The sequence below is a fragment of the Tissierella simiarum genome, assembly GCF_018917865.1.
Lineage (GTDB): Bacteria > Bacillota > Clostridia > Tissierellales > Tissierellaceae > Tissierella_C > Tissierella_C simiarum.
In genome coordinates, this window is sequence record NZ_JAHLPM010000001.1 from 88,961 (window position 1) to 102,547 (window position 13,587).

General features: G+C 29.5%; 8 protein-coding genes. All 8 read right to left on the reverse strand.

Annotated elements, in window-relative coordinates; translation table 11 throughout:
* On the reverse strand, positions 1-1,887 hold the full coding sequence (locus tag KQI42_RS00480; RefSeq protein ID WP_216515687.1) for a beta-barrel domain-containing protein: 1,887 nt from the start codon (positions 1,885-1,887) through the stop codon (positions 1-3).
* Positions 1,884-4,100 (reverse strand): peptidase domain-containing ABC transporter, encoded by a 2,217-nt coding sequence (locus tag KQI42_RS00485; RefSeq protein ID WP_216515690.1) that lies wholly within the window; start codon positions 4,098-4,100, stop codon positions 1,884-1,886. Before KQI42_RS00485 ends, KQI42_RS00480 begins: the two co-directional genes overlap by 4 nt.
* Positions 4,101-4,867: 767 nt before the next feature.
* Positions 4,868-5,500, reverse strand: a complete 633-nt coding sequence (locus KQI42_RS21140) for a response regulator transcription factor (RefSeq protein ID WP_343231632.1) — start codon at positions 5,498-5,500, stop codon at positions 4,868-4,870.
* A gap of 1,393 nt (positions 5,501-6,893) precedes the next feature.
* The gene (locus KQI42_RS00495; RefSeq protein ID WP_216515694.1) at positions 6,894-8,861 is read right to left on the reverse strand and encodes a sodium:solute symporter family protein; all 1,968 of its coding nucleotides are present in this window, start codon (positions 8,859-8,861) and stop codon (positions 6,894-6,896) included.
* A 68-nt stretch (positions 8,862-8,929) separates the two neighbouring features.
* Positions 8,930-9,703 (reverse strand): cyclase family protein, encoded by a 774-nt coding sequence (locus tag KQI42_RS00500; protein WP_216515696.1) that lies wholly within the window; start codon positions 9,701-9,703, stop codon positions 8,930-8,932.
* 22 nt (positions 9,704-9,725) lie between these two features.
* Positions 9,726-10,547 (reverse strand): beta-keto acid cleavage family enzyme, encoded by an 822-nt coding sequence (locus tag KQI42_RS00505; RefSeq protein ID WP_216515697.1) that lies wholly within the window; start codon positions 10,545-10,547, stop codon positions 9,726-9,728.
* Between the two features lie 23 nt (positions 10,548-10,570).
* A complete protein-coding gene (locus KQI42_RS00510; protein WP_216515698.1) occupies positions 10,571-11,743 on the reverse strand; it encodes a thiolase family protein in 1,173 nt (390 codons plus the stop codon).
* A gap of 236 nt (positions 11,744-11,979) precedes the next feature.
* Positions 11,980-13,392, reverse strand: a complete 1,413-nt coding sequence (locus KQI42_RS00515; protein WP_216515699.1) for a sigma-54 interaction domain-containing protein — start codon at positions 13,390-13,392, stop codon at positions 11,980-11,982.
* Positions 13,393-13,587 lie beyond the last annotated feature (195 nt).

Sequence of the window (13,587 nt, forward strand, 5' to 3'; positions counted from 1 at the left end):
TTAACTCCAAAAATTTATCTTTTCTAATACATAAAATAATATTTTTTTCCTTTCTGTAATTACCTGTGCTTCACAACTCATCCCAATTTTCATATTAACTTGCTTTCCTTTATAATCATATAAAGGCTTGTTTTCAACATTTCCTTCTACTAAATAATATCCAGTAGGATTGTCTTGATCAACTTTTATATCCTTAGAAATTTTAGTTATAGTGCCTATTACTTCACCATATTCACTGGTGGGAAAAGCATATACATTATATTTAACTTCCATTCCTTCTTTTAACTTACCAATATTATCATTACTTACATATATGCTAACTTTGAATTGAGTATCATCCTCTGGGATAATAGTTAGAACATTTACCTCATTCATAAGCATATTTCCTTTAACTAATTCAGTATTCATATTGATAGTTCCATTAATTTTAGCTTTAACAACTGCATTATCAATATCCACATTTATTTTATTTAAACTATTCTCTAGACTAACTTTATTTTTTTCATAACTCTCTAAATTGTCAATTACATTTTTTAACTCTGTCATTTTATAATTAACTATACTAGCTAATTCTTTCTCTCCGTTATTATCTAAAAAATCTACCTTGTAATTTTTGGTCTTATCAAGCATTAATTTATTATAGACAGCTTCTAAATTTGTTATGTTTAATTCTAATTGCTCTAATTGATTATCTAATTGAACTTGAGTTTCTAACTTATACTTATTTATTGAAAACTCTCTCTGTTCTTCATTCTGTGCTAGCAATTCTTCTTTACTTATAGAGTTATCTTTTTTAAGCATAAGCTCTTCTAACTGTCTTTCTAATTCAATTATTTTAGGTTCTAAACTCAATGTATATGAAATTTTATACCCTTCAATAGTACTTAATGCCTTTTCCATTGACAATCTTGAATTTTCTACTTCTTGTCTTGATATTCCATAATCCTCTAGCTCTTTATTTATTTCATAAATTTCTCTTGCTTGATAATAAAGCTGCTTTAATTCCCATAATTTATTTTCATATTCTCTATACTGTTTTTCATATATATTCTCATTAATAAAAAGATTTTTATCTAATTCCACTGAACTTATTATTTTTTTATATCCATTCAAACTATCTTCTATATATTTAATAGAATTAAACAACAACCTCTCTGATGTACTAAGTTCAATTTCTTTTTTTCTATCATCATACTCTCTTACAAGGGCTTCATAATCAGCAATATATTTTTCATATTTATTGAAATATATTTTGTCAGAATCACTTTTAAAATGATTTTTACCTTCTTTAATTGATTTTTCAAATTTTAAAATAAGCTCTTTTTCTTTTTTCATATCATTTAATTTTGACAAAGTGTTGTTTAACTCTAGGAGTATTTGCTTGCCTTCGTATGTGATATTGTGCTCCAAGCTCTTGTAGTTTAATAAATAACTAGTGAATTTTATATAATATTCCTCTTCATCTAAATTATCTTTGTCAAAATAATTTTTGTCATTCTCTACAGACTTTTTATATTTCTGTAATTTTTCTATTGTATTTTTTGTTTTAGTAAGTTCATCTTCTATAACTTCTTTATCAGCTATTAGTTGTGAATGATCTATTATATACATTATATCTCCATATTTTATATGTTGACCATCTTCCACATTTACTTCTACAATCTCCCCTGAAACTTGATTGTGCACAGTACTTACATGTTCATTTGGTCTAATAATTCCCTGAGCTTTTATAACAATATCTATCTCACCAAAATACATCCACACTATTGAAATGAATAGCATTACAAGTACCGAATATATAAATATAGAAAAGAAAGGATTAGGTCTTGATTCATATACCTGTTTGCTATCTGACATCTCCTTCATATCAATAATTATTGGTTTCATATAACACTCTCCTGCAACTCTTCCAACGACTGATTACTTATCAATTTATAATATTGCCCTCTTGCTAAAACAAGTTCGTCATGAGTTCCATACTCAATAATTTTTCCCTTATCCATGACAAATATTTTATCACATCTTTTTACTGTGCTTAATCTATGAGCAATGATAAATGTAGTAATCCCTTTACTATATTCATCTATGGTTTTCTCAATTGCTCTTTCTGTAATTGAGTCTAGATTACTAGTTGCTTCATCAAGAATTAATATATCTGGTTTTTTAAGTATGGCTCTCGTTATTGCTAGTCTTTGTCTTTGACCTCCTGATAAATTAGATCCATTTTCTTCTAGTCGCGTTTCATACCTTAATGGCAAATCATTTATAAAATCATGAGCCTGTGCCATTTTAGATGCTTCAATTATTTTTTCTGGCTGTGACTCATCAAGACCTAAAGTTAAATTATTCATTATACTTCCACTGAACAGGAAAGTTTCTTGGGGTATATATGCAATTTTTTCTCTTAGACATTCAATTTGAATATCTTTTATATTGTTTCCATTTATTAAAATATCTCCTTTTTCAGGTTGATATAAATTCAATAAGAGTTTCACAAGAGTTGTTTTGCCTGAACCACTTTCTCCTACAAAAGCAACCTTTTCTCCTTGTTTAATATATATGTTTATATCCTCTAATACAAGTTTTCTTGTTCCATATCTAAAAGATACATCTCTTATCTCAATATCTCCATTAAGATTTTTAAGATTTAATTTTTTGCTTTCATTTTCAGATTTTTCTGGCTCTAAATCTAATATCTCTCCAAGTCTATCAGCAGCTACTATCGCGGTCTGCATCATTGGTTGTAAATTTATGAGATTTTTAACTGGATCTAAAAAATATGCTAATAAAGAATTAAATGCAATAAGTTGTCCAATTGTAAGGTTGCCTTTCATTACATTGTAGCCTCCAACCCATAGAATAACCACACCGCCAGTTAATTCAATAAATCCATTTAAAGAACCTTGTAAATTGCTAACCCAACTCAACTTGAAAATACTCCTTAATAATTTAATAAACTTAATTTCCGTTTCCAAATTTGCTTTCCTCTCTGCATTATATGCTTTCACTGTTTGTATTCCATTTAAAGATTCAACTAAATATGAAGTTAGTTGTGAATTATCCTCCATTTGATTTCTATTTAAGTCTTTATACCATTTATTAAAAGACCAAACGATTATTAAATATAGTAGTACAATAATTAGAGTTATACCAAACATATGTGCATTTTGTGAATAAAGTATTGCACCTCCTACTATGGCCATAAGAGTATCTATCATAATAGTAAGAGTTGCACTAGATATAGCATCTCTTACATTAGAAGCATCGTTAAATCTTGATACTATTTCTCCTACCTTTCTTGTCCCAAAAAAGCTCATTGGTAATTCTAGTATATGGTTATAATATCCAAGTAATAGTGCTATATCTAACTTCTGACTCAGATATAATAATAAATGCGTTCTAAATGAGTTTAGTAGTAATTTGAATAAATTTAATAATATAATGCCTACAGATAATATATGTAAAGTTTTTTCTAAACTTGATGGTAGAATTTCATCTAATAATACTTTAAAATAAAATGCTCCCAATATCCCTAAAAGAGTATATAGTAATGAAGCTATAAATACATTTATTATTAGCCTTTTCTGGGGTAATAATAGATGAAAAAATCTCTGAAATATTCCTTTAGTTTCATCTCCTTTTTCAAAAGATATAGTAGGAATAATTAATATTAGTATGCCCGTCCACTGATATTTAGGATACTTGGCCTCACCTTTCTTAACCTCTCCAAAAAATTCTTCTGGTGTAAGCTTTACTATACCTTCTGCTGGATCAGCTATTATTACCTGCTTTTTAGTTATCTTATGTATTACAACATAATGAAGTAAAGCACCATCAACGATTACATGCGCAATGCAAGGTAATGGAAACTCACTAAAAAAAGCTTCTTTATTTCCTTTAACTCCTTTTGCACTAAAACCTAGTTGTTCTGCCGCTTTAATAACCCCATATGCATTTGTGCCTTGCTTATCTGTACCTGCAACTTCTCGGATTTTAGTTACTGAAATTTTCAAACCATATTGTTTCGATATAGTTGCTAAACAAGCTGCACCACAATCAGTAATATCATATTGTTTTATACAGTAGTATTTGTTAGACATATTTAATTCCCTTCAATTTTTATTAAATTGAACAAATTTCATAATTTAGAATTGTTGATTTTACTTAATTTTACACAAAATGGAAAATAATTTTCATCCAATTTATCAAATTAATTAACTACACATTAAAATCATACAAAAAAATGAAACCACTTAATATATACTTGACAAATATGTTTATTTTTTGAGAATATCATGAAATTTCAGCAAGAGATTAAATTGGAACTAATTCTTCTCAAATTGATGTGCCAAAACTTACTAATACTCTAAAAAATCTAGTAATTTTGGAGACTGAAGATCTATGACCTTATAGTTTGAAGAAAACCCAATTTTTAGATATCATTTTAGTTTTAATGTTTTCAATAAAGTTACATCCGAATCTACTTTTAGTAGATTTTGAATAAGTTAACTGATATACAAGAACTTTAACAATTATTTTATGATATAATTATTAAATCTAATGATCTGGATATTATTGATTATGTTTATAAGAATATAATCAATAAGTACAATAGTATTCCAACAATAGCTTACATCTTTGGGGGAGTTTTGCTCCCCCTTTAGGATTAGATAAATACTTTATCCAAAAATTTTATTAATCTTTCCATCCATATTTGATACTATATTGTCTTTTATTCCTTTATTCCCCTTCTTTACTTATGTAATATAAAAATATCAAATTATCCCAAAAAATGCATGAGTAATTCACGTAATTTTTCCTTAATATAAATAAAGATAATCAAACATACTTCAAGCATAGATAATATCTATAATAATATTCTAAATTTATTCCACCTAGGTTTTACATATCCAAGTTGAATTCCTTTAGTTATTGCTTCAATAGCCGAATTAACTTTCAATTTATTAAAAATACATTGTATATGATTAGATACTGTTCGTTCACTTATATATAACATATTCGCTATATCTTTTCTTTTATATCCACTACATAATTTTTGTAAAACTTTTTTTTCACTATCAGTAAGCTCCTCTAATAATATATCATCATATGGAAAATAAATATCTCCATTATTGATTTTAATAAGAATACTAACTAGATCACTAGGTTCTATATTCTTATTTACAAATCCTTTTGCACCTATTTTTTTTGCTTCCATTCTATATACAGGTAAATCATGTCCTGTCAATATTACAATCTTTGTTTCTGGCATCGCAGTTAATATTTTTTTTGTTAATAATAACCCATCTTCGTCACTTATATTTCGTAAATCAATATCAATCAATACGATATCAATTTTTGTTTCTTTAATAAAGTATATTACTTTGTTTATATCATCTATTATATTAAAAGTAGTTATCTTAGGATGATTTTCTAATACAATTTTTAAACTTTTTGCAAATAATGCATGATCATCTATTAATAAAATATTTATAATAATCTCCCTCTTTCATTAATATTCTAATTATTATTTCAATCTCTTTCAGATTATTTTAGAAAAGTATATACTTTCAATAACTTAATTTGTTCTTTTATTGAAATTAATCATTTTTTATTTTTAATAGTATCTAATTTATTTTAATTAAACGCCTTTCCATTATCTTTAAATATAAGAATTAGATACTTCTTCATTTTATTTTAATCCAACTTTTCATTCATATTTAGATGCATTTCGCAATTTAAAGAAAATATAAGTTAAATAACTAAAATGATCTATTGATTTTTACTTGTTTTTAATATAAAGTTTATAATTTCTCAGTCAGCCAACTTATTTCTTTTTTATAATCCTATATTATCTTTTAATAAAAAATTGGAATAATAATCATAAAAAAGAACTTATCAAATTCTTCCAATTTCTTATTACAAACCTAAGTCTTTTTCTTTGGAGTTATATCATAACATAAAATAATTTTATACTTATAAACCTAGTCATTAAAGTTAAAATACATTTAAACTTGAAAATTAAATCTGTAATTTTTTTATAATGATAACTATAATCTTGAAATATAAAATTTAATGTAATATAGTAAATTTAAATCTGCTCAAATAGTTATCTTTGACTTATTAAAATTATTCTAAACTTCTTCTTATAAGTAGAAGTTATCTTACAAAGCTTTTTATAAATGTGCTTTTCCAGCTTCATTGAAGCCTATAATTCTAGCAACTATATATTGGTCTAACTCAATAATATATTTATGATTTATATAAAAATTCAAATAACCGTAGGAAAATAATGATTTTAGAAATTATAAAATTAATTTATATATAGTGGAAATATAATCTACAAGTTTTACTAAAAAAATAGAAAGGTCATTGGAAGATACCGTATTATGAACAAAAAATAAAGTAGAAAAAATATTGAAAATAACTTTATAGAAAAACAAATTATAAATATATAAATCTAATAAATGTTGCTATGGAACTCCTAAAATATAAGAAAATTAGGATCTAAACCATATGTATTTAACAATTAAGTCTCCCCCCTTTTTTAAGTATCAATAAGAATTCTAAGCAATTTAGCAAAATCCAACCCTCTTACTTTCCCATTTATATAGATATCTAAATATATTGCTGTTCTTAGTAGACTCACATCTAACATATAACTCAAACAGTATTGTCTTATTTATTATAATAGTATAGGAAGTTATAATTTACAATTTGCCTAGATTATTTTAATAATTAATCCATATTGATTATAGCATTCAATAGATTAATTTTATAGTCTTAATGATTAAAGTCGTCCTTTCCAGGGATCGTTTTAGTTATACTTAACACAATCTTAGAAAATAGACGACTTTTTTTATTGGTAATTTTAATTATTCAATATTATAAAATTAAGCATATTTTTTTATGGCTTCTCTACCTTTTTGTGTTACAACAATTTTTCTCTTAAACAATCCTTTTTCAATAATGTAACCTTGTCTTGTCAAATGTGAAGTAACACTTGATACCTTTAAAGATTTCCATTTTTGATCTTTAATATATTGACCTACATTTTTTGATGATTCATCAGCTGTCTTTAATAGCCCAACATATAACTTATTTAATCCATCTTCGTTCATTTCTGCTTCTTTTTTATCTAATTGTGGCAGTACATCCTTTGATTTTTCTGTTACATTAAACTCATAAAACTTACTACCTATAAGACCAGCTCTTTCAATATAACCACCACGGTCTAATTTTTCAATAGATGAATTGGAAGTCTTTGAATCTACTCCTAATGCATCTGTAATATCTGCCATATATTTATGTCCATTTCTTATTAACTCTAATACAGAAATATCAGTTTCATTTAATGTAACTTTTTCTCTCTTACCTTTATTTACCTTGAAATTCCAATCTGCTTGACCATAATACTTAGAAGGCTTCATTCCAGAAGCTATTACACCCACTATAACAGTTACTACAAATCCTATAATTGCAAGGTGAGTCCATTTACCAACACTAAAAATTCCTAATAATTCTGTAAGTGTTAAAGCTGCCATTGTTAACATTCCTACTAAAACACCCCATAATGCTCCATTTGAATTAAATTTAGGCCAAATAGCTCCGAAACAAAGTAATACTGCAGGTGGTACTAACCAAGCATTGGCAAATGCAAATAAATAAGTTGGTCCTCCCGGGAAGTAACATAATGCCCATGTTAATATTCCAACAAGTAACATTATTATCTTGCTTGCCCTTAATGTTGTCTTAGCATCTGCTTTAGGATTAATCATCCTTTGATAAATATCTCTAGTAGCAGTTGATGATGCTCCTATTGCAGCTGTGGATGCTGTAGAGATAGATGCAGCTACAGAACCAATAATAAAAAATGATGAAATAAAGGGTGGAAATAAACTTGCAAATACTCCATATGCTGCTGTAGGTAACATTTTTCCTCCACCAAGAGTAAAGGATTCAGGCATTACTGCTCCAGCATATGCACCTATGAAAGCAAGAGGAATCATAAATACTGTAATTAACAATACCCCTGCTATAGCAAATGATCTCTTTGCAATCTTTTCATTTCTACAAGAAGCAATTTTCATCCAGTAGTAGTTATTACCCCAAACTAAAGCAGCTCCGAAAAGTAAGATAAAAGTCAATGCACTGGGATACTGTAAAGACATAATTTCCATACTTCCACCTGTAATTCCTTCTGTAAATACATTGGCTCCTCCCCAATGAGATTGTAGAAATTCTATTCCCCCATATTTTTTTACAGCCATTGTTAAGAATAAAGGAACGACTATTATACCAACGGATACTTGGAAAAAGTCTGTTATTGTTGCTGCCCACAAGCCACTAATATAGGTAAATGCAAGAATTATAGCAAAGATTATTGCAAGAACAACTCCTTGTGACCAACCTACAAATCCAGAAACTATACCAACTACAGACATAATATTATTAGCCAAGATTCCACATAGGCCTATAATAGTACCAGTAGCGACTACATTTCTTACTTTACTGTCATACCTCATTTCCAAGTACTCTGGAAGTGTTTGGGCTCCATTTACTCTAATAAATTTAGAGAATACTAATCCATAGAATATAAGACCTAATGCAGAATATATAATTCCCCATGTAAGAGAACCTTTAATCCCATATAAAACAGAGTATCCTGGTGCTAAAGATACAGTTGTACCAGCAAATCCTATAGCTGCTACTCCCATAATATTTATTAATAGGCTTACTTCCCTACCTGCTAATATATAGTCTGAAGCATCGGATACCCACTTTTTACTAATAACTCCTGCTCCAATCATTATTAGAGCAAAAATAACAAATAAAATACTAAAAATAACTTGCACATCCATTTTTATTCCACCTCTTAGATTTTATTTTAAATACTAATTGTATAAATTTGAAGTGTTATATATCCTTATTATTCTTCTACTATACCAACAGCCCTAATCCACCCTGCACTAGCATCCTTAATTTTTATTGGAAGACAAATTATTTCAGATCCAGTTACTGGTAGTTTATCAAGATTTGTAAGTTTCTCTATATGAAGATAAGCTTCATCCATACCAGCCCTATGTCCTTCCCAAATAATTGAACTGTCTCCTGTACGATTAAACTCCTCTCCAATTAGAGGTAATGGTCTATCCCAGCTCCATCCATCCGTTCCCATAACTCTGACACCTTGATCAATTAACCACAAAGTAGCTTCCTTACTCATTCCGCAACCAGCAGTTAAAAATCTTTCTGTTCCCCAATATTGAGGTGCACCTGTCATTATTAGAACGATATCTCCTTTTTTTAACTTATAATTAATCTTTGCAAAATAATCAATAAAATCTTTGCTCATTACTTTATATCCATCTGGCTTATCCCTAAAGTCTACTACAACCCCATGTCCAAAAAACCAATCTAAAGGTACTTCATCAATGGTCCATGCCCTTTCCCCTTTATTCATGGTTGGATAAAAATGATATGGTGCATCAATATGAGTTCCAGTGTGAGTTGATAATGTTACAAATTCAATTGCCCATCCATTTCCATCTGGCAAATCGTCTACTGTCGCATTTCCAAAGAAACTTGCCATTTCTTCAGCAGTATCTTTATGATTATTATATACTATTTGAGGTCTTTGATTTGGTGGATCACTTGGTAAATCACTTTCTAGTGAAATGCTTAAATCAATAATCTTTTTCATTATTCATTCTCCTTCTGTAAAGTTATTTTTTTAATCCTAATATTTCTCTTGCTTCATCTGGAGTAGCTACTTCATTGCCACTTTCTCTTATGATATTTGCTGCACGAAGAACAAATTGTTTATTTGATTCTGCTAATTGACCTTTTGCAAACATTATGTTATCTTCCATACCTACTCTTATATGTCCACCCATCGCTATGGCAGCTAATATAATTGGCATATGTCCCCTACCAATACCTAATGCAGACCAAGTTGATCCTTCTGGTATTAAACTCTTTAAATAAACTAAATTTTCTACAGTGGCAGCCGTTCCCCCCGCTGCTCCTAAAACAAACTGATAATGGACAGGTGCCTTTAATATACCTTTTTTCACATAGTACTCTGCATTATAAATCATACCTGCATCAAAAATTTCAATTTCTGGTTTAACTCCGTATTCTTGCATAGTTAGTCCTAATTCTTCTAGGAACTTCGGTGTGTTTAAAAATACTGAACTATGTTGCCAATTCATAGATCCACAATCATACGATGCCATTTCTGGTCTAATAGTTTTTAAATGAGCTTGTCTTGTTTCATCTGTAGCATTTAAATCACCAGAAGTTGTGCAGTTAATCACAATATCACATTTTTCTTTAATAAGTGCTACTGTTTCCTCAAATTTTGCTTTATCCATAGTGCCATTGCCTTCATCATCTCTCATATGAAGATGTGCAATTGCAGCCCCCGCTTTATAACATTCATATACATCCTCTGCAATCTCTTTAGGTGTCATAGGAACGTTAGGGTTATCTTTCTTTGTAGGCCATGCACCAGTTGGTGCAACAGTAATAATAGTTTTTGCCATTTTTACTCCTCCTTTTATAAACTTTAATCTCTTTCTAGCAGCATAGCTACTCCTTGTCCACCTCCACAACAGAAGGTTACTAATCCTAAATGAGCATCTCTACGCTTCATTTCATAAACCATTTTAGTTACCAATATAGCGCCTGTTCCTGCCAAAGGATGTCCAAGAGCTATAGCGCCTCCGTTAACATTTAACTTATCTTCATCAATTCCTAGTTCTTTTACACAGGCTAAAGTTTGTGCAGCAAAAGCTTCATTTAGTTCAATTAAATCAATATCTTCTAATTTAAGATTGGTTTTCTCAAGAATTTTTCTTGTAGCAGGTACTGGACCAATTCCCATAATATTTGGATCACAACCTACGGCAGTAAAAGCTTTGTATCTAGCTAAGATCTCCAGTCCAAGAGATTTTGCCATTTCTTCCTCCATAATAACTACCGCTCCAGCTCCATCACTCATTGGAGAACTATTGCCTGCTGTTACTACTCCATCTTTCTTAAACACTGGTTTCAATTTAGCCATAGATCCTAGATTAGCATTTTTTCTTATAGACTCGTCCTCTGATACAATAATTTTCTTTCCCTTTCCTAAATCAACTTCAAGAGGTAATATCTGCTCTACAAATCGTCCTTCTGAAGCTGCTTCAGAAGCCTTTTTATGACTATTAATAGAAAACATATCCAGCTCTTCTCTTGTAATATCATACATTTGGGCAAGATTTTCTGCTGTAATACCCATATTAGGATTTCCAATATGCTCAGGTGAAAGCCTTAATTCTTCAGAAAACTTTGGTGGAGTTGTAGAATATCCCACTTCAGGTTTTAACATCACATAAGGTCTACGTGAATCGCTTTCAACACCTCCCGCAAGTATTACTTTTGCTTCTCCTAATTGAATCATCATTGCACCTAATGCAATAGCATTAAGAGAAGTACCACATTGTCTATCTACTGTTAGAGCGGGTTTTTCAATAGGTATACCTGCTTCAAGAGCAACCATTCTCGCCATGTTGTTTACATCGTGTCCCATTAGATTTCCAAATATAACTTCGTCTATTGAGTCAACACTTATTCCAACTCTTTTAACAGCTTCTTTGACTACCTCTGCCCCCATTTTATACGGTTCTACTGATGATAATACTCCTCTACACTTTCCTACTGGAGTACGGACAGCAGAAACTATAACTGCATTTTTCATATTTTCCTCCTTGCTAGAATTATTTACTCAAATATAAAGTTTGCAAATACCATGCCAATTTGTTCATAAAAAAAGAAGCTTGGAATTACAAGGCTTCACCTCTATAATTCCAAACTTCATATTTTCGATTTGTAAACAATTGTTTACGATTGTTAATTTTTTATCTATCAATCACTGTAATAGCATAAGTTTAATATATGTGTAAACATAAGTTTACGTAAATAATTGTTTACATCTTATCCTTTATATATGTCGTATTTTTCCATTTTCTTATACAGTAAAGTTCTAGATATTCCAAGAATGTTAGCTGCCTGAGTCTTATTATTTTTACAGCTACTAAGAGCTTTAATTATCGTTTCTTTTTCTAATTTTTCTTTCATATCTTTAATTAGAAATCCAGTATTTTGTTCTATTTTAGAATATTTATGAAGCTTCTTATTTTCAAAATAATCACTAAAATGTTTCCATTCTAAAGCCTCCCCCCAGGACATATTCATAGCTCTTTCTACTACATTCTGTAGTTCTCTAATATTACCTGGCCAATTATACTCCATAAGTTTACTCTTAGCTTCATCAGATATGCTAGGTACACTCATACCTAATTCAAAATTTAACTTATCCAATAAATTATCTACTATTAATGGAATATCTTCTTTTCGCTTTCTAAGAGGTGGTATAACTATTTTTATAACATTTAGTCTATAAAATAAATCACTTCTAAATTTATCTTCTTTAACCATTTTATCTAAAGGAACATTGGAAGCTGCAATAATTCTAACATTAATTGGAATACTTCCTCTTCCTCCTACTCTTTCTATTTCCCTTTCTTGTAAAGCTCTCAGAAGCTTTGGCTGCAATACTAATGGCATCTGATTAATTTCATCAAAAAATAAACTTCCTCCATTTGCCATTTCAAACCTACCTTCTTTACCACCTTTTTTAGCTCCAGTAAAAGCACCATCATCATATCCGAAAAATTCAGATTCTAGTAACTCTATTGGTATAGCTGCACAGTTTACTTTCACAAAAGGTCCAGAAGATCTCATGCTCAAATCATGTATAGAATGAGCAACAAGTTCTTTTCCACTACCTGTTTCACCTTCAATTAATACAGTAGAGTTTGATCTTGCAGCATTGATTATAATATCTTTCATTTGTTTAATCTCTAAACTATTCCCAATAATATTGTCTATTGAATACTTTGCACCCCTAATTTTTCTTAATTCTTCCTGGTAATATTCAATCTGATTAAGCATGCTATTAACTTTTGAAGAAAAATCTACGGCACCTTTCATACCCCTTATGATAACGTGAATAAATCCTGCAACTAATTCTCCATCCTTGATTATAGGTATATAAGTTGAAAATAATTCTGTTTTAGTAGGTCCTTTTGAGATAACAACATGTCCTGTAACTGGTTTCTTTGACTGAAGTACAAAATCAATCTTTGTTTCAGGAATCATATCACGAACAAATTTACCTTTTATATCTTCCAACCTTATCCCACCCATCATCTCAGACCAGGCTTCATTTACATATACATACCGACCTTGTGGATCAGTTATAACAACACCATCTAAATGATCTATAATAAGTTTTGCAATATCTGGACTCATATCCACAATATTCATAATATTATCTTCAGTCATAGTGAGTACCCCCAATAGATTTATTATTAGGCTTAATATATTCTTACACTTTTATTATATAATATATTGTAGGTTAATACAAAATTAGGATGCTAAATTAGCGGCAGTTTTTGGGGTTACACAGCATGTCTACTAAAGATGGTATTGTTATAGTAAATTTATCCAATCTCTTAATTGTCCTCTATCCCTCTTTAC

Excerpts from the sequence above, each read along its gene's own strand:
- KQI42_RS00500 (WP_216515696.1), bottom strand. The coding sequence starts at position 9,703 with ATGAAAAAGATTATTGATTTAAGCATTTCACTAGAAAGTGATTTACCA.
- KQI42_RS00480 (WP_216515687.1), bottom strand. The coding sequence starts at position 1,887 with ATGAAACCAATAATTATTGATATGAAGGAGATGTCAGATAGCAAACAG.
- KQI42_RS00495 (WP_216515694.1), bottom strand. The coding sequence starts at position 8,861 with ATGGATGTGCAAGTTATTTTTAGTATTTTATTTGTTATTTTTGCTCTA.
- KQI42_RS00510 (WP_216515698.1), bottom strand. The coding sequence starts at position 11,743 with ATGAAAAATGCAGTTATAGTTTCTGCTGTCCGTACTCCAGTAGGAAAG.
- KQI42_RS00485 (WP_216515690.1), bottom strand. The coding sequence starts at position 4,100 with ATGTCTAACAAATACTACTGTATAAAACAATATGATATTACTGATTGT.
- KQI42_RS00515 (WP_216515699.1), bottom strand. The coding sequence starts at position 13,392 with ATGACTGAAGATAATATTATGAATATTGTGGATATGAGTCCAGATATT.
- KQI42_RS00505 (WP_216515697.1), bottom strand. The coding sequence starts at position 10,547 with ATGGCAAAAACTATTATTACTGTTGCACCAACTGGTGCATGGCCTACA.